The sequence below is a fragment of the Microscilla marina ATCC 23134 genome (assembly GCF_000169175.1).
In the GTDB taxonomy this organism is placed as follows: Bacteria; Bacteroidota; Bacteroidia; order Cytophagales; family Microscillaceae; genus Microscilla; species Microscilla marina.
On sequence record NZ_AAWS01000067.1, the window covers coordinates 22,820 to 42,016 of the forward strand.

Consider the following 19,197-nt stretch of genomic DNA (forward strand, 5'->3'; position numbering starts at 1 on the left):
TGGTAACCGATATTGTTTGTATAAGCCCCCTATATACCAAAGCGTCTCAATGCCTGATCAGGCGTAAATGAAGCTTATTACTCATAAAACTTAATATCTTTGATCTTCAACTGAAGCGATGTTTGTCCCCGGTAACGATTCTCGTCTATGTTGTAACACAAGGCAAAACGTTCGCCACTGGCAATTCGTTCGTAGTGTTCAGGCATACCAAAGCCAATGGCATCAAAAAAAGCATCAGAACCCTCTTGCCGAGTACGAAATTTTACGTGTTTTTCTTTCAGTAACTTTGGGTAATCAGCATACAAATGCTCACTTACAAACACTGGGCGCATATTAGCCGGGCCAAAGGGGGCAAATTGCTGCAAGATACGATAAAATTTTCCGGTAATATCTTTCAGTTCTATTTTTGCGTCAATCTCAATCAAAGGGGTCAGCTGTTCCTCGTCAATTTGTTTGGCTACAATGTTTTCAAACTTTTGCCGAAAAGGCTCTATTTTATCCAGTGTAAGGGTAAGCCCCGCAGCGTGGGTATGCCCACCAAATTGTTCCAGCAAATCAGCGCAAGCGTCAATCGCCTCGTACAAGTCAAAGCCGGGTACCGACCTTGCCGACCCAGTGGCTTTGCCATTGTGTTGGGTCAATATGACAGTGGGACGGTGGTAAGTTTCTATGCAACGCGATGCCACAATACCTATGACCCCTTTATGCCAGTTTTCTTTGAACAATACGGTTGTTTTAGATTTTTCCAGTCGGTTTTGCTCTATCATAGACAAAGCTTCTTCAGTAATACTGGAATCCAGGTCGCGGCGCTGTAAATTATCTTTATTGATTAACTCTGCTACATAGTCTGCTTCTTTTTTGTTATTTGACACGAGCAACATCACTGCTTTTTTGGCGTGTTGAATACGCCCGGCAGCATTAATGCGAGGTCCTAACCCAAACACTACGTTTGATATATCCAGTACGGTATCATCACTAAACTTTGCTACATCAATGAGCGCCTTTATGCCAGTACGTTGGGTTTGGTTGAGTTGGCGCAAGCCATAAAAAGCCATGACCCGGTTTTCGCCAATGATTGGCACAATGTCACAGGCAATGCTAATGACCAGTAAATCAAGGAAAGGATAGAGTTTTTCCAGGTCAATGTTGTTGCGTAAGCAATATGCCTGCATGAGCTTGAAACCCACCCCACATCCCGACAATTCTTTGAAAGGATAGGCGCAGTCTTTTCGTTTGGGGTCAAGTACCGCGTGGGCACGTGGAATCTCCTGACCTGGCATATGGTGGTCGCATATAATATAATCAACGCCCTGTTCATTGGCGTAGTCCATCAGTTCAACTGACTTAATGCCACAGTCAAGTGCAATTACCAGCGTAATGCCTTGTTCTTTTGCCCAGTCAATAGAAATTTTTGAGATACCATAGCCCTCCAGGTAACGATCGGGGATGTAGTAGTCGAGCAATGAATGATAATTTTGTAAAAAGCCATATACCAAAGCCACCGAGGTAGTACCATCTACATCGTAGTCGCCATAAATCATCATTTTTTCCTTATGCTCAATGGCTTTTTCAAGTCTGATTACTGCCTTTTCCATATCTTGCATCAAAAACGGATCATGTAGGTGGTTTTTTAACGAAGGGCGGAAGAAATCTTTAGCGGCATCAAAAGTTTTGATGTCCCTTTGCACCAACAGGGTTGCCATAGACTCGCTTATCTCTAGAGAACTTGCCAATTGGTTGACTAGTTGAGGGTCAGGTGTTTCTTTAAAAATCCATCTTTTTTGCATATTGGGTCATTTTTTTATGGGAACTTGTCTCTACTTTTATATAATGAGTGGCAAATCGTTCATTTTGTCCATTGACTTCAAAAGCTTTTCATCATTCAACAAAAGCAAGGGTTTTCGCAAATAGTTAAAAATAGAGGCGAGTTCTCGCAACAAAAGCAGTTGTGTTGTTGGCTCAGTATGCCAGCGCTTGTTTAAATTTGCATATTTTTAAAAAACGTCATTTGTAATTGACTTAACTCATGATTAAATTTATCAAAAAAATTTACCAAAAATACCAAAATTACATCAAAGTCGATTTGTTGATGTATTTGTTTATGATCTTGTTTATTATTATTCTTTTTATATTTTTTTAGTATAAAAAAGCTCCATCACTTTATCATCTGTACTGATAGACATCCCCTCATAAAACTCTATAGTCTGGTAGTACATATCTATTTGGTCAGGTGTCCATTGGTTGCTTTTCATCAGTTGCGCAGCAAGGGCTTGGTAGCTTTTGTCTGACGACACCATCAAAGGGTAAATTTCTTGTATAGCAGGCAGTTCAGCTTCTTTCTGGAGGTCATACACAAACTCACCTTGGCAACAAGCCAACACAAAAGCCATGGGCAGGTATGACAAACTTTTAGGGTTTAGTCTTATTACCCCTAATTCAGGTAGATCAACTAAAGGCGTCACATCTTTTATATGATTACCTCCAATGTCGAGTACCCTCAGTTTTGACAAGTGCTTGAGGCTCTCTATCTCTTTAATGCGATTGTTGCTCATCATTAAAAACAACAGGTTGTCTAACAATTGCAGGCAATCAATATTTTCAATTTGGTTATTGTTAATATTCAACCATTGCAGGTTGGTTAGCCCCCACAAGTCATCAATATTTTCAATTTCATTATTGCTTAGGTTGAGCATTTGTAATTGAGGCATATACTTAAAAAGATCAAGACTTTCCAGGTCATTGTCGTCCAGGTTGAGCCTTTTGAGCTGCTTAAAATCCTTTAAAAAAAGAATATCTTCGGTGTCTAATGCCCCTGAATACAAATCGAGTGTTTCTAACGACTTGAGGTTTTTGAGGGGCGCAATGTCTAACCCCCCATTATCACTTACATCTAAATACCGCAATTGAGTGAGTTGAGCAATGGGCGATAAGTCCTCAACCAAATTGTCTTTAACTGAAAGTAACTCAAGCTGGGGAAGGTGTTGAAGTGGGTCAAGTTCATCTAATAAGTTGCCTTCAAGGTTGAGGTGGCGAAGGTTGGATAAATGTTCGATGCCATCTAACTCATGTATTTCATTATTTTGCAATTGCAGGGCTTCTAGCTGAGGAAAATGCTTAAGTGAGGTGAGGTCAGGCAAATGATTGTTTGCCACATAAAAAGAGGTCAGTTTACTTAAGCTTGAAAACGAACTAAGGTCTGTGAGATAATTGTAAGAAAAGTCAACGTGCCGAAGGTTTTTGAGCGTTTTCAAAAAAGCCAAATTGTTGTTTCCCAGACCGCAATTATGCATTGTCAAAGACTTCAGGTTATCAAGTTTGCCAATCACAGGGGGTTTTTCCATCAAAAGCTCGCTCAAGTCAAGCTCTTGCAATTGGGGTAAATCCTGCAAAAAAGACAGATCATCTAATACACAGCTATATAAATGCAATACACGCAAATGTTTAAGTTGACTAATGGCTTGAGTATTTTTCAGCTCCCACCTCTGTGCTCCTTGCGTGACTTTGCCCAAAACTAACTTTTGCAACGAAGTGGGCAGCTGTGAGGGCACGTGCGTAATACGGCTAGACGGGCCCTTATTTGTGGTATTAGATATCATAAAATTGCCACTCAATTCATTGTAAATGGTGCATTCATCTGACAAAATCAATGTGTGCAAATGATCAGCTTCCGCCAATCTCGTAAAGAGGGATTCTTCAGTACCATCGAGTCCACAACACCCCAAGTCGAGCTCAGGGTCTTTGGTTACCAGGTTTATCTCAATCAATTGCTGAGCAAGTTCACTCATATTGTGTTATCCATTATTATAATACCAAAATATAGCCTTCAAATATACGGCAGGTTGAGAGCCCCTGCAAGGTGATGGGAGTTTGGTTCTGGGACTGGGGTTTTACAAGACTATATAGTCGCTTGATTTTGAGTGACTTATAAGATCAGTAGATGAAAGATTAGGTAATTAATCAGCCTCTACAATTGTTGGTAGCAAAACATGTTGTAAATTATAGTCGATAGCTTCTACAGCCTAAAGCTATTAGCCTTTAGCCATTAGCCATTAGCTTTAGGCTGGTTTGCAAGCCTGCTACCTGTTTTATAATACATTGACTTTTAATGGTTTATAAAATCGATAGATGGAAGTTTAGAGCAACGATAGGGTTTTGTGGACTGGATGCTAGATGCCCTGTTTTTCAAGTTTGGGGTTGCATTGCTCAGGTCTCCCTGCGGTAAGACCTTCACGAGAGGAAGAGCTCCCTGTGATCGGTTCATAATTTAGTCCATGTGCTGTTTCCTTAAGGATTGAGCATTAAAAAAACAGACCGTGAGCCATCTGTGACAGGCTAAAGCTAAAAGCTTTGTTAAGGAACCGAATGTAGTGAGCTCAACGTAAGTTAAACAGCATTGGTCAGTAATCCGTAGACGATAGCTTTTTAGCTTCGCGTTGCGACCATTAGCTAAAGCAGAGCTCCCTTTGGTCGGTTCGTAATTTAGTCCAGAGTCAGTAGTCCGTAGACAATAGCTTTTTAGCTTCACGTTGTGGCCATTCGCAATTAACCAAGGAAGAGAATAAAAATCAAAAACTAACAAAAATTTACTATGAAAAAAAATACCTTATTCATTACCACACTGGCTTTGCTGGTGACGCTGGCAACGCTGGCAACACACGCCCAGCAAAACGTAGCTGTATTTAAAAATGGATCAGCTTTTTTTGTGAACAAAATGCGGGTAAATGCCAGTAAAGGATATTATTTGCTTGATAAAGTGCCTGCTGCTACTTTTGGCACGTTGTGGTTTATAGCCGACAACAACACCATCAAAGGCACACGTAGCTATATGGAAAGTGTACGTAAAAAGCAAAAGGTAAAAAATAAAATGGATGCGCTCAGGGCAAATCAAGGCAAAATGATTACGCTTACACTAAGTAATAATAAAACTTATACAGGAGTAGTGCAACGGCTCGATGGCAACATGGTCGTGTTTAGCACTGGGGGCAAATGGATGACTTTTACCCCCAATAATGTAGAAATGGTGGTGTTTAACCAGGCGCCTGCTGCTGAGTATACCCAAAAACAAAAAAAACGGGTGCTTAAAATTGACTTTGCCAAAGCCAATGCCAATCAAACCTTTGAGATGATGTACCTGCAAAAAGGCATTAGTTGGGTGCCCAATTATGCAGTGGCATTGCGCGATAATAAAAAAGCGGTGATTACCCTCAAGGCCAACCTAATGAACGATGTTGAGGACTTAAAAAATGCCAGTATCAACTTTGTGGTAGGAGTGCCCAATTTTGCCTATGATTACCTACAGTCTCCAGTAGCTTCTACCCAGCGGGTCAGTGACTTTATAAGTCGTCTCAATCGCAACAGCAATAGGTCTAGCTCGAGACTCCGCAACCGAGCCGATATAACCACGCAACGTTTGTCTAATTTTGCTCCCCGATCGTTTAATGGTAACATGAGTGGCATACGAGGGCTCAAAGGGCAAAGTGCCGAAGATCTCTACTTTTACAATACTTCTAACATTACCCTCAAAAAAGGCGACCGGGCTTTTTATGAAATATTTAAGGCAAACGTAGACTATGAAGACATTTATGAGGTATCGCTCACTGCCAATAGTAGTAGCCGATCTAGCTACTCTAAGTCGTATGCCCAAAGTGACCAAAGCATAGGGAAGGTATGGCACTCTATTCGTTTGCAAAACAAAACATCTTACCCCTGGACTACAGGCACAGTGCTAATTACCAAGAAAATAAGTGGTGTAGCCAAGCCCCTGAGCCAAGACAAGCTCAACTATACTCCGCCAGGTAGCAAAACTAAACTTAAAATGACTATTTCGCCTAACATCAATGTGAAATCGGCAGAGCGCGAGGTATCGCGCGAAGAGAAAAAAACCCGTAAAGATCGCTATACTTATGATTTACTCACCGTGGAGAGTAAAATTGACATTAAAAACTATCATAATAAAGACATTAAGTTGAGCGTGTGTCGTACCATTACGGGCGAACCAATTAAATGTAATATCCCCTGGAAAACCAACAAAAAATTTAGTGTATACAACAATATCAACCTGAGCCACGACCTTGACTGGGAGGTGAAACTGAAAAAAGGTGAGAAGAAAACCATTACTTACCAATATAAGATTTATGTGCGGAGGTAAGCGTTATAATCGATGAGTTTCTTTGTAAGGCAGGCAAACACCTGGTTGGGTTTGCCTGTTTTTAGGGGTGTTATCTGATAAGTTTTGAACTGTTGACGATTTTTTGGCGTTGGTAGTTTTAGGGAGCAAACAAGAAATAATCTACCCATTTTGCAGCTGCTCTTTTGCCCCGATACTTTGTTACTTTTTGCAGCCGTAGCTCTGCTATGACTTTAAAAAGTGCCGCGTCTCAGAATAAAATAGCTATCAAAGAACGGGTATCCTATTTTTTAATTGCTCCCTTACTTGCGAAACAGTGAGACTTTTGATGGATAGATTTGGCAAATAAAAAATATGAAAGCAAGCTTTGAACATATAGAATCGGTTTATTGGGTATTTACTCAATTGTGCAACGACCAGTGTGCCCATTGTTATAACTTATCGGGACCTAAAGGGGCAAAAATGAGTGAGGAGGAATGTATGCAAATCATTGAAAACTTACCGCCTAAAATAGACCGAATCATTTTATCAGGAGGAGAACCATTGGCCGAAAGGCAAAAATTATACGCCATTCTTGATCGTCTGAAGCAGCGTTATCCTGCCCATACCCAACTAATGCTACAAACCAATGGTGACTTGTTGACCGAAGAAATTTTAGATACACTGATTGCCAAAGGGGTGACTCGCTTTGACATTGCCAGTATTGATCGTTTTCATAAAAATGCAGGCGCCAGGTTAACGGAGCTTGCCGATATGTTTGCATCGCGTGGGGTAAATGGCGATGATAAAGACCCATTGGTAGATAAAGATAATTATTTGCACGGACACCCGCTAAGTTGGGGGTATTGGGGGGCAACCGATGATATGTGGCTAGGGGGCAACTGGGCACGGGGCAGGGCTATAAAAAAAGGAGTGTGGAAAAAAGACCCTGCACATAATTTTTGTACTATACTTTCGGGTGCCCGCAATTTTTTAGGAGGGTACGATGATATTCCTCAGGAGATTTCTATTCAATTGTGGCAAATCAACCCTTGTTGTCCTGGTACTAAAAAAGCGTTGGGCGATGCCCGACACCAAAAAGTAGCAGACGCAATGATGCAAGCTTCCCAATCGCCAATGTGGCAAAAGCTTAACGAGGGCAACCCTTGGCAAATGGGCGAGCATTTGGGCGTTAGTGAGGCGCATGCCAAAGCCCGTACTCAAGCGCTTAAAAATGTGTGTTTGTGGTGTGACGAGTTTTTTGAACAGTATTGTAAGGCATCAGCTCATCAAGTAGTTGAAAACTGAGCATCACAAAAAGATAGGGACTCATTGAGTAATGTTTGAACGCTCATGAGTTAGGTTCCCAAATCAAAATATAGCAACCTGCTGTAGAGCGTTCAAAAAAATTGTGCGCATAGTTGTTACTCAAAGGGCAAATGCTTTACCTTTTCTTCATTATTTTCTTAAAAAAACCATCAATTACGCGGTCGGGTAAAAGCCGGGGCAATGTCCAGTTTTTAAATTTTTGGGGTACAATAGCGTAGCGGGTTTTGGGTGTGCGTTTCTCAAAAATACGGGCAATACGCTTGCCCAAATGCTCCACTGTTAAGCCCTTGTTGGCGCCATCTTGTGCCATTTGGGCAAACGCGTGCAAAGCTGTTTCGTAATCAGTGTCGTCATAAGGTGCAGGGTTGATACCTTTGTCCCAAATGGGTGTTTTTACTGAACCAGGACCTATCAATATTACGTCTATACCGTACAGCAGCAATTCGCGCCGCCAACTTTGTGACAAACCCTCTACAGCGTGTTTGGTGGCAACATAAGCCCCTATAAAAGGTGCCCCAACCTTACCACCTACCGAGCTTATATTGAGTATTTTACCTGGAGCAACGGGGTGGTTTTTACGAGCACCCAACAAGGGTAAAAAAGCTTGGGTTACTTGAATAAGACCAAATACGTTTACCTCAAAGTGTTGGCGAATATCGCTCATAGGTTGTAGTGCCAACGGTCCACCCAAGGCAATGCCTGCATTATTGATCAAACCTGCCAAACCTTGCTCATTGCCCAGTATTTGTTCTACTTGTTGCACGGCTTGCTGTATAGCTTCTGGGTTGCTTACATCAAACAACAAAGGGATAAAGCGATCTCCAAACTCACTACTTAATTTATCGGCATCAGCTTGTTTGCGTACACTACCTAATACTTGATAGCCTCGTTGGTGAAATTCTTTGACGCAACCGTAGCCTATGCCAGTAGATGCGCCTGTAATCAGGATTGTTTTCATGGATATGATGTTCTTTAGTATATAAGTACCAAGGTAAAATTAAATATGACTGATGAGTAGGTATAACAGCGATATTATGAGCAAGTTACCCTTACTTGTAGCTTATGGCTAATTACTTGCTGCTACTTAATTGGGTTGTTTGGGCAAAAGGGTGGCCTATGGCTCTTTTAATGCTTATGAAGCATACATTTGTTGTAAATCAACCATTTGGGTTAGAGGAGTTTTGTTGTTTTAGGGAGTAACCAACAAATAGTATACACCAAAACCTCTCACTGAAAACACGTACTTTATTTACTGGTTGCTCCCTTACTAAGTACAATGGAACAAAAGTTTTCATAAATTTGCCTTTTATTTTGCTCTAAAACTAACAAATATATGCAAGAACTCAATATGCCTGAGTTTGATCATCAGGTAAAAAAACGAGATGACAAGCTATGGATTTTTGATATTCTGCGAAAGAAACACATTTTCTTGACTCCAGAAGAGTGGGTACGCCAAAACCTGATTCATTACCTGATCAATTACCTTGGTTATCCCAAGTCGTTGATTAAGGTAGAAACCGGGCTAAAATATGACAGGCGTCAAAAGCGTTCTGATGTGTTGGTGTATGATCGTGAGGGACAAGTGTTTTTGTTGGTAGAATGTAAAGCCATGCATATCAAAATTGGACAAGATACCCTTGAGCAAGTATCAGTGTATAATCACGTGCTCAAGGCACAACACATAATGATTACCAATGGTCATCATTATTTGGTGTACGCTACCAACCACGAGGCAAAACAGTATGAGTTGATACCAAACATCCCTGTTTTTCCTGGAGTTTAAGTTTTGTGCTAAAACGAAAAAGGTAAAATGTTTCAAGTAAAAAACATTCCTGTTTATGGTATCAAATAGTGAACAAATCAGTGCTTGCCAAAGGGTGGATGCCAAGAATTTTGACCTCTTTTACTGCATACCCTTTTGTTATTTAGGAAGTTTTTTTGGCTACTTGTACAGGAATTGAAATATTTTTCTGAAAAAGTAATACATTTTTTATACCCCCTCATGTTTACTTTATGTTTTCGTGGGTTAATATATAAATACTTGTTTGTCAGTGTTTTGGTAAGTTTTGCTTAGTCTTGTAAATATAGGTGTTTACCTAGGTGTCTCCTCGTTGTACACCGTGTATACTTTTTGTAACCGCGGTTTTTTTGCCCTCCATTTCTAAACTTTTATACTCGCTCAGCTTTTAAAAAACAGTATGTCCTGCTAATGATGATTTAATACCTTCATAACAACAATAATTATTAATCATCTAAACTTGTATTATACAATGAAAAGTAAGCTTTTATTAAGTGCCATGTTCACTTTTGTATTTAGCTTTAGTGCCTGGGCACAACAAACAAATACAACTACAACCAAAAGCAGTGTGACTGTTAACAGCAGTAGTTTGAATGCTGTAAAGCAGATCAATGATCATTCTGTAAATAATGCCCGTAAGTCTACCAAGGCATTGAGCAATAAAAATTCCGTTGTGATTTTTCCCAACCCGGCTCGTCACACTTTAAGTGTGCGGTCTTCGGGAGGCAAAGAAACGTTTGATCGTACCATGATTTTTACTACTTATGGTAAATTGATCAAGAGTGCAGGGAAAGGAAGTACCAAAATCGATATTAGAAGTTTACCCGCAGGTACTTACTTTGTAAGAGTACAGAGCAACGGCAACACCATCACGAAAAAACTAATTAAAGAATAAAACAGAGTAGTAACAGACAAATCAATAAAGCGAAAAGGTCACTCATTATTTGGGTGGCCTTTTTTAGGTATGTTGAGAAAGTAAGCGACCGATTTAGAGGGGGAGAGGTCTTCTTTTGAGCTAAGGTATTTTTGGTCGAAGTGAGCATTCGGCACAGTAAACAGAGTTCATTTTTTAAATTTCGATACCTGTCAGAACCTGGACTGTAGTAGCCTGTTGCAGGGGACAGTCTTTAGAGAAGTACGCCTGCCAGAGGGGTGAACTGCGCAACGCTTGAGCTTCGTGCTGTGCTTAGTTGAGTTTTGTAGGTTTACTTAAAAAATCAGATTTCTTTCTTGAGACCAGCCACAATATACTGCACCATACGGTTAATTTGATCAATCAAAGGAATCATTTTGTTCTGGCTGGCATTGTTTAACGAAAGCTCTCTTACCTCGGTCAGGGCGCCAAGTAGCTTTTCGGTGCCAAACAACACGCTTGACGACTTAAGGTTGTGTACAACTACCTTCATTGGTTCAGGGTTGTAAGCAAGGGCTGCCTGCGTAAAGTTATTGATTGCTGGAGTGAGCTCGTCTACAAAAGTGCGGATGAGTTCGAGGCGCATTTCCTGATCATCCTGACAAATATCATCTACATTGCTTAGGTTATAATAACTTTCTGTGTCCATGGCAGGTTCTTCAGGGGTCTGAATATTTTGATCACTCAGTAAATTTGCCGATGATTTATTCACATATTTAATAATTTTATGATACAACTCATTGGGATTGAAGGGCTTTGATACAAAATCGTTCATTTGTACCGCAAAAGCTTTTTCCCGTTCCTGGCTCAAGGTAGAGGCCGACAGTGCAATAATGGGAGTGTCTTGGTAGTGAGCCAGGTTTCTGATTTTTCTTGCCGCAGCAAATCCATCCATTTTAGGCATCAATAAGTCCATTAAGATAATATCGTATTGACGGGTTTGCACTTTTTTTACTGCTTCTTCGCCATTATAGGCAAAATCTACCTCTACCCCCCAACGACGCAAAAACTTAGAGGCAACCATTCGGTTAATCTTGCGGTCTTCTACCAACAACAGCACTACATTGCCCAGGTTAGAAGAGGCATTGCTTTGGTTTTCAGAAATAATTCCATTGAGGTGCTTGAGTTTACTTACCTGAAAATTGAGGAAAAAATAAAACTCTGAGCCTTTGCCCAGTTCGCTGTGCAGCCCTATTTCTCCACCTTGGTGCTCTATGAGGTACTTGGTAATAGATAAGCCCAACCCAGTACCACCAAAGCGGCGGGTAGTGTCCGAGTCGGCTTGAGTAAACCGCTCAAATATGGTAGATTGTTTGTCGGGAGCAATGCCAATGCCTGAATCTTTGACACTAAACAGTAAAGAAACTTCTTGATGTGGAATATTTTGTTTGTCGGGCAATGTTTCTTGAAGCTGTACCTTTACCACGACAAAACCCTTGTCAGTAAACTTGATGGCATTGCCTAATAAGTTGGTCAATATTTGGTTGAGCCTTACTGGGTCACCAATCAACAAGTTGGGTACGTCGCGCTCTACATAAAACTCTAGTTCAATGCCTTTTTCGGCTGCCTGATAGTTAAAAGCGTGTTTGATATTGTTGATAAACTCTCGCAGGTTAAAGTCTACCCGTTCGAAACTGATCTTACCAGCTTCTATTTTGTTATAATCCAGTATATCGTTGATCAGCGCCAATAAGTTCTCCGCCGAAAACTTCAGCGTTTTCAGGTTTTCCAGTTGTTCGGGTTTATGGTCTTCCTCCAACAACAAATGCGTAATTCCTATCACAGCGTTCATAGGAGTACGTATTTCGTGGCTCATCGTTGACAAAAACTGTTCTTTGGCCTGAAGCGCTTTTTCAGCATCTTGTTTTGCTTGAATAAGTTCTTCTTCAAAGTTTTTACTATCGGTAATATTTTGTACTACGCCCAGGATTTGAGTTACCCTGCCCTCTACATTGATCTTAAAAGGAACCAAACGATCGTATACCCATACATACTTTTGCCCCTCCTGGTGTAGTTGGGTAGGGTCGAGTGATTGGTGAGTTTTGCCTTTTTTATTGTTTAAGTTGCAGGCAAGACGGTAGCTCATTTCATACATATCTTCACCACCTTTGTATACCTCTTCAAATATAGCTTTGATCTCTGGCAGGTCATTTGGATGAATCATGTCCCATATCCTTTCCAAGCCACCCCGGTCCACCTCTTTGATCGTAAAACCCGAATGTTTGAAGTACTGCGTATTGGTATATACATACCTTTCTTGTTCAAGGTCATACACATACACATCGTTAGGAATGGCGTCTGCAATGCTTTTGATAAAATACCTGCTTTCGTTGAGCTCTTGTTCTATGGTAAATTGCTCTGATACATCCTGGGTAAAAGTAACTACTCCCTCTACCTCATTATAATCGTTTTTGATCGGAAAGATAATCAGGTTAAGACACACTTCTTTTTGAATCGCCTTGCCTTCCTCTTCTTTAATTACAAGCTCGGTTTCCAAGCGGGGTAAAAATATACTTTCGCCCCCATAAGCGGCTTTATAAAAAAAGTCTAACCCTGCCTCTTGCGAACGTTCGTCTTGTAAAATATTGAACTTGGGGGTTTCTTGGCTATCTAACCCTAAAATCCGTTTTTGGGCGTCATTCATTTGCAACGAAAACCCTTGCTTGTCATAAATTTGGATGCCAATGGGCGAGTTTTCTAAAAATGCCTCAAATAAGCGATTTTGTTCTAAAATAGCTCTTTCAGCTTGGTTGCGTTCGGTCACATCCTGCAAAAAACTACGAGTAAGCAAGGGTTTACCGTCTTTGCGTATGTTGATACTGCCCTCCAGCATAAGGGTTTTACCATCTTTGGTAATCAAACGTGTACTAATTTGTTGGGCTCCTCCTTCGGTTTTGAGGTGTTGTAGCAATGCCCGGTAATCTTCTTGCTCTTCGGGTACCACCAAATCTATCAGGTTGGTACGCAATGCCTCGGCTTTAGAGTAGCCCAGCTTCTTACACCAATACTTATTTACATAATGAACGGTACCTTCCAGGTCTACACTTTGAATAAGGATAGAGGCATTGTCCAGAAAATCCTGCAATTGTTCCTCACTTTGACGGAGGCGTCGCTGGGCGGTTTTGTGTGAAGTAACATCGGTTACCAGTACCGACACTCCCGCCTGGCGTTCCGATGTTTCGGGCAGGTAGTTGATGGTACACGAATACCACGATTTCACCCCATTTTGTACTGAGGGATATTCAATAATTTTGGAGGTTTTATTGTCGAGTACGTGCCTAAGCGAGCTGGCAAAATAACTCCGCATGGGGTCGTCCATGACCTTGGTTACCTTTTTGCCCAAAAAGTCTTGATCGTCAAAGAACAACTTGTCTTTATCGCCCCAAAAATTGGTGAAAATCAGGTTTTGATTAATCTCAAAAACAATGTCATTAAAAGACGTTAGAATAGCCTTCAGGCTTCGTTCGTTATTGGCGAGTCGTTCTTCGGCCGTTTTTTGTTGGGTAATGTCCCTGATAACCCCCACCAGTACTTTCTGGTTTTTATCGTCTCTAAAAATATCAATTTTTACCAGAATGTGCCTTTTTTCACCATTGAGGTTGGTAATTACCCGTTGATACTCAGCGGTGTTTCCGGTGCTAAATACTTGACTGTCTTTTTCTCTGAGCGTATGAGCATCTTCAGAAGCAAATATATCATAGTCGGTCTTGAGCAAAACCTGTTCGCGGGGTTTGCCTACCAATTCGCAGTAGGCTTCATTGACCGAAATAAACTCATACCTTTCGTTTTTTACAAACACTGGGTCTGGTATATGGTCGAGTACCTCAATCAAATAATCGCGGGTTTGCTTAAGAGTAAATTCTGATTGTTTTCGCTCGGTAATGTTGCGGGTATTACCCTGTACATGCTTTAGCTTGCCTGCATCATCATAGACTGGAAACAGGTGGGTTTCTAACCATACCAACTCTCCATTTTTATGTTTAAACCTATACTCCAAAATCTGTAAAGCCCGGCTTTTGAGTACTTTGTGCCATACACTTATCACATACGCCTGGTCTTCTTCGTATACCCATTCAATCACCTTTTGATGCATCATTTCCCCGTCTTTGTACCCAGTTAGCCCTTCTACAGAAGGCGATATGTAGGAAAAAAAACCTTCGTAGGTGTGCAGGCAAATCAGGTCATTGGTATTGTTGGCAATCAGGCGATACTTGGCTTCACTCTCGTGTAATTGCAGTTGTGTTTCTTTGAGGGGGGTAATTTCAAATGAATAGCCCAGCAAATAATGGGTGTTTTGCATGGGCAAAGGAATCAAACATTTGCCTGTTCTGAAAAAGTGACGGTGATTGTCTACTTCTATCTCTTCCTCCCAATTATCAGGCAAGTCGCCTTTTTTCAATAGTTCATCATCATCAAAAAACTTATCTGCCACTTTAGAAGGAAATATCTCCGCATCAGTTTTGCCAATTAACTGTTCAGGTTTTTTTCGCAGAAAATCTAGCATTGTTTGGTTTACAAACAACAATCTGCTGTTTTCATCTTTGATAAATACGTGAATAGGCAGGGTATTTAGAATACTTTCCAGCATTTGTTTTTGTTCCTGCAGCTCAATTTCTACCCTTTTTCGATCGGTAATTTCAAGCCCCACCGACTGGAACTCTACCAGCTGGCCCTTTTCATCAAAAATAGGATAATCTGTCCAGCGCAACCAGATGTCTTCGGTTTGGTCTTCTACCATTACTTTATACTCTTGAGTAATGGGGCGTTTCTCTTGAGCAATTTTTTTGAGCCGTTTTTTTACTGATGCGTGGTTTTCGGCGGGCACCATTTCCAGAAATGGAGTATTGATGAGATCGTCAGCTGTTTTATTAAAAAACTGGCAATATGCTTCATTGACAAAAGTAAGGGTAGTATCAGGTAAAAACCTGCAGAGAATCTCTTGCTGTGTATTAATCACTGCCCGATAAAGTGCCTCGCTTTGCAATAGTTTTTGATTGGCTTCTTTGATTTCGGTAATATCGCGGGCAAGCCCCAATACCTGAGTTACCTCACCCGATGCTTCCTGAGTAAACACTACATCTTTGGCCAATAGCCAGGCATAGCTACCTTCTTTGGTTTTAATCCGGTACTCTACAAAGTCTATTTCGCCCTTCTTGAGCGATACAAGCCCTTGGCGATAAGCAATGAGTTGAGAGAGGTCGTCAGGGTGGATCACTGATTTGAGCTGATCTAAAGGCAAAAAAGGTGCTTGATCAAGGGCAAACTTATTGTCATAAATACGGTTGCTATACACTAGTGACTCTTCGCGTAGATCATATACATAAATTAGGTCAGGGGTAGTTTGCAAAACCCCTTTCAAAAAATTGTGGTGAATGATGAGGTCATCTTTGCGTGCCTTTATTTGGGTCATATCGTGCAACATGACCACGTAGTTGCCGTGTGCTTCTTTATTTAGTATAAGTTGGCACTTCCATAGTTTTTCATCTTTGGTAGACACAGTCAATTGCTCAATACAAGGAGAAGCTTGAACCACTTTGTTTTCCAGAATAGCAAATAATGTTGTCGGGCTTGGTTGAGTGAGGTTGTTTTCTGCCAAATCCAATAATTCAAAATCCAGCAAAAAATGAGTGAGGTTAAGTTTGTTCACTACTTCGCTGCACGTATACCCCAGTTTATTTTCGGCTCCTTTGTTAAAAAACAGAATAGTTCCCTGGGCATCAGTTACTATCACAGGCGTAGTAGTGAGAGCGTTTAATATCGTGTCTGTGTGTAAATGATTATTTACTGACATTACTGAGTTTATATAATGATTATTGAATTATTTATTTGCTATATTGTCTGTGGTATTGAGCATAGTAAAACAATATCAGCATCCACTCATTTGGCAATCCCTAATTACAGAATACTTCGATTACTCAATATGGTATTTAGCTGTTTAAATTCCTATTATTTAAGCAGAAACTACTACAAGGAGAGACCATTTGAGCAAACTTGTGGTAGCCTCCTTTATTACTTGTTTGGGCGGTCAATTGTTTTTGCTAAATCTGTGACAAATCCTGCTAATTTTACCACAATTTCGTTTTTGCAGATAAAATTATATAAACTTGAGCTTTGAAACTTTCTGTAGACAAGTAGTCACAAGTGATTAGCGGCAAACGACAAGTACCAACAAGTGATCAATATTAGTATTTTGTTCCAATTTGTCAGTTGAAGCACCAATGGTGATGCTATGAGCAAATTAGACTTGCCTGTAGCTGATGACTAAGCGCTTGTTGTTGTATTACTCAAAGCAGAAAGTAATAACAGTTGTCAATAAATTAATTTTTTATATCATAATGAATAAATACATAATATACGGGTGGTTGTTGCTGCTAATCAGCACAGCTCAAACTTATGCACAACGTTCGGGCGGCTACTGGCAACAGCAGGTTGACTATAAGATGGAGATTGATTTCGATGCAACTACTCATCGTTTTACAGGCAAACAAAAAATAGTGTATACCAACAACTCGCCTGATGAACTGACACAGGTTTTTTATCATTTGTACTTCAATGCTTTTCAGCCAGGTAGTATGATGGATGTGCGCTCGCGTACCATCAAAGACCCCGACGGACGTGTAACAGATCGTATTTTTTACCTTAAACCCAATGAAATTGGTTACCAGAAAATTAAGTCACTCAAACAAGATGGCAAAGCCCTTACTTATAAAGTAGAAGGAACCATACTTGAGGTAAAGCTGAACAAAGCCATTCAGCCGGGAAAGAAAACCACTTTTGAGATGGAGTTTGAAGGGCAAGTACCTAAGCAAATCCGTCGCTCAGGACGCGACAACCGCGAAGGAGTAGCTTATTCTATGACTCAATGGTACCCTAAACTTGCCGAGTACGACCACCAGGGCTGGCACGCCAATCCTTACGTAGGTCGTGAGTTTCACGGGGTATGGGGCGATTTTGATGTGAAAATTACCATGGATTCTTCTTATGTAATTGCTGCTTCAGGATACTTGCAAAACCCGGAAAAAATAGGGCATGGATATACTACCAAGAAAGTAAAAAGAGACAAGGGAGCCAAGCTTACCTGGCATTTCAAAGCGCCCAATGTGCACGACTTTGCCTGGGCTGCCGACAAAGAGTACATTCACGATACTGCACCAGGACCTCATGGAGTTACTTTACACTTCTTTTATAAGAAAAGCCTGGCAGACCGCTACAAAAGCACTTGGAAAAAACTACCTGACTATACCGCCAAGGCGATGGCTTATGTAGGCAAAAACTTTGGGCAATATCCTTATAAGCAGTATTCGGTGATACAAGGTGGTGATGGTGGAATGGAATACGCCATGGCTACGCTCATTACCGGAAAACGACAGCTGGGCAGTTTGGTAGGAGTAACAGTACACGAAATGGTACATAGTTGGTATCAGATGGTGTTGGGTACCAACGAGAGCCTGTATTCCTGGATGGATGAGGGGTTCAATACTTATGTAACCAACCTTACCATGCAACACTTGTTTAGAGGCAGTGTAAAATTAAACCCCAGTGGTTATCGTAGCTACCGAAGGTTGGTGGAGTCAGGAAAAGAAGAAGCACTTTCTACCCACGCTGACCACTTTAACACCAACCTTGCTTATGGTGCGGCGGCTTATACCAAAGGAAGCATTTTTGTAAATCAACTGAACTATATCATTGGCGAAGAAAATACAGCCAAAGGAATGTTGGAGTATTTCAATGCCTGGAAGTTTAAACACCCAACTGACATAGACTTTGTAAGAGTAATGGAGAAGGTGTCGGGACTAGAGTTAGACTGGTACCGTGAGTATTGGGTATTGAGCACCCATACTATAGACTATGGCATAAAAACAGTACAGGACAAAGGCGATAAGACCGAGGTGGTGCTGGAGCGCATAGGTAAGATGCCCATGCCAATAGAGGTAGTAGTGACCTACAACGATGGCAGCAAAGAAAAATACTACATGCCGTTGCGGATCATGCGTGGTGAAAAGCCCCAGGGCGATAAGAATATGAAACGTACTATTAAACCCGACTGGCCCTGGACATTCCCCACGTATAGTTTAACCATTGATCGTAAACGAGGTGATATTGCCAAAATAGAAATTGACCCAAGTCTGTTGATGGCAGACATTGATCGTAAGAACAATGTATACCCTAAGAAAATAGATAGCCAAACTACTTTCCCTTCTGACAAGAAGTAGGGGCAGTGAATGAAAGCCATAAAAAACCGTTGTGTGGCCACATAAAACGCATAGCGGTTTTTTATTTATATTACTGACCTTTCGCAGTACGTATTTTTGTTTTTAAGCAAAAAAATACAGTTTAGGACTAAGGTTGCGTCAGCTGGATTCAGCCTTAGTTTGTTGCCGTTAAGAATCTGTGAAACGAAGCCGAAAAGGCAGAGCCCCGAATCAAGTTCGGGATTTTAAAACTTGGGCTTCGCCCTGCGGTTCGGCGTAGTGCAACAGATTTAGGCGAAACAAACTACAGCTGCGGGTTTTAGCCGAAAAGGCAGAGCTCGCCCCCAAAAAGGCTTCGGTTTTGATTACTTTTTTACCTGTAGAAAATCCATGATCCCGAACTTGATTCGGGGAAGTAATGGCTCACAGATACTCGAATCATTGCTTTTTATGAGCATATTTTGCTGAGTGGTATTTTTTCACAGAAAACAAATTTTTAACCTGCGAAAGGTCAGTTATATTACCTAATCAAGAGGGGCTATTTTGGGAGACATTGCCCAATAAATACACAAAATGAATAACAATTGAATACTAATTAAGAAGCCATAGGTCTATGATGAAAATCTTTCAAAGAATAAGCTATGCGATGTGGGTGTTTTTGCTGCTGAGCTGTAGCAACCAAAAAAAAGAATTGTCCTTTTGGGAAAAGAAACACGACTTGCCCGAACTTAGACAAATTCAGAACAGACTAGACGCCTTACTGGATAAATACCAGCTAAAACCACGTTTTTTGAATGATACTACTGATGTATATACTGCGCTAGACGCACACAAGACAAAGTATCCAGGCAATGTAAAA

10 protein-coding genes are annotated in these 19,197 nt (G+C 40.8%); 6 read left to right on the top strand and 4 right to left on the bottom strand.

Translation table 11 applies throughout. From position 1 onward, the window contains the following. Window positions 1-77: 77 nt before the first annotated feature. Together recJ and M23134_RS33845 are read right to left on the bottom strand one after the other, a co-directional pair. Window positions 78-1,787 (bottom strand): single-stranded-DNA-specific exonuclease RecJ, encoded by a 1,710-nt coding sequence (recJ, locus tag M23134_RS33840; RefSeq protein WP_002704666.1) that lies wholly within the window; start codon window positions 1,785-1,787, stop codon window positions 78-80. Window positions 1,788-2,126: 339 nt separating this feature from the next. Next, window positions 2,127-3,785, bottom strand: coding sequence for a leucine-rich repeat domain-containing protein (locus M23134_RS33845; RefSeq protein WP_002704669.1), 1,659 nt, complete (start codon window positions 3,783-3,785; stop codon window positions 2,127-2,129). Window positions 3,786-4,588: 803 nt separating this feature from the next. Between M23134_RS33845 and M23134_RS33850 the strand changes: the two genes are divergently transcribed. Together M23134_RS33850 and M23134_RS33855 are read left to right on the top strand one after the other, a co-directional pair. Further along, window positions 4,589-6,148: a hypothetical protein gene (locus M23134_RS33850; RefSeq protein WP_002704670.1), complete on the top strand. Its 1,560-nt coding sequence runs from the start codon at window positions 4,589-4,591 to the stop codon at window positions 6,146-6,148. Window positions 6,149-6,481: 333 nt separating this feature from the next. After that, entirely contained in the window at window positions 6,482-7,414 is a 933-nt protein-coding gene (locus M23134_RS33855; RefSeq protein WP_002704673.1) for a radical SAM protein, read from the top strand. A 136-nt stretch (window positions 7,415-7,550) separates the two neighbouring features. Here M23134_RS33855 and M23134_RS33860 read toward each other — a convergent pair whose 3' ends face one another. Next, window positions 7,551-8,393: an SDR family oxidoreductase gene (locus M23134_RS33860; protein WP_002704675.1), complete on the bottom strand. Its 843-nt coding sequence runs from the start codon at window positions 8,391-8,393 to the stop codon at window positions 7,551-7,553. 375 nt (window positions 8,394-8,768) lie between these two features. Here M23134_RS33860 and M23134_RS33865 point away from each other — a divergent pair, with 375 nt between their 5' ends. Together M23134_RS33865 and M23134_RS33870 are read left to right on the top strand one after the other, a co-directional pair. Then, window positions 8,769-9,218, top strand: coding sequence for a type I restriction enzyme HsdR N-terminal domain-containing protein (locus M23134_RS33865; RefSeq protein ID WP_002704677.1), 450 nt, complete (start codon window positions 8,769-8,771; stop codon window positions 9,216-9,218). A gap of 487 nt (window positions 9,219-9,705) precedes the next feature. Further along, window positions 9,706-10,128: a T9SS type A sorting domain-containing protein gene (locus tag M23134_RS33870; RefSeq protein ID WP_002704679.1), complete on the top strand. Its 423-nt coding sequence runs from the start codon at window positions 9,706-9,708 to the stop codon at window positions 10,126-10,128. Window positions 10,129-10,450: 322 nt separating this feature from the next. On the opposite strand, the gene M23134_RS39375 is transcribed toward M23134_RS33870, so the two are convergent. Beyond that, entirely contained in the window at window positions 10,451-15,937 is a 5,487-nt protein-coding gene (locus M23134_RS39375; protein ID WP_053337442.1) for a PAS domain S-box protein, read from the bottom strand. A gap of 544 nt (window positions 15,938-16,481) precedes the next feature. On the opposite strand from M23134_RS39375, the gene M23134_RS33880 reads away from it, so the two are divergent. After that, window positions 16,482-18,359, top strand: coding sequence for a M1 family metallopeptidase (locus tag M23134_RS33880; RefSeq protein ID WP_045114888.1), 1,878 nt, complete (start codon window positions 16,482-16,484; stop codon window positions 18,357-18,359). Between the two features lie 592 nt (window positions 18,360-18,951). Next, window positions 18,952-19,197: hypothetical protein (locus tag M23134_RS33885; RefSeq protein WP_002704686.1), on the top strand; the 246-nt coding region annotated here is incomplete at its 3' end.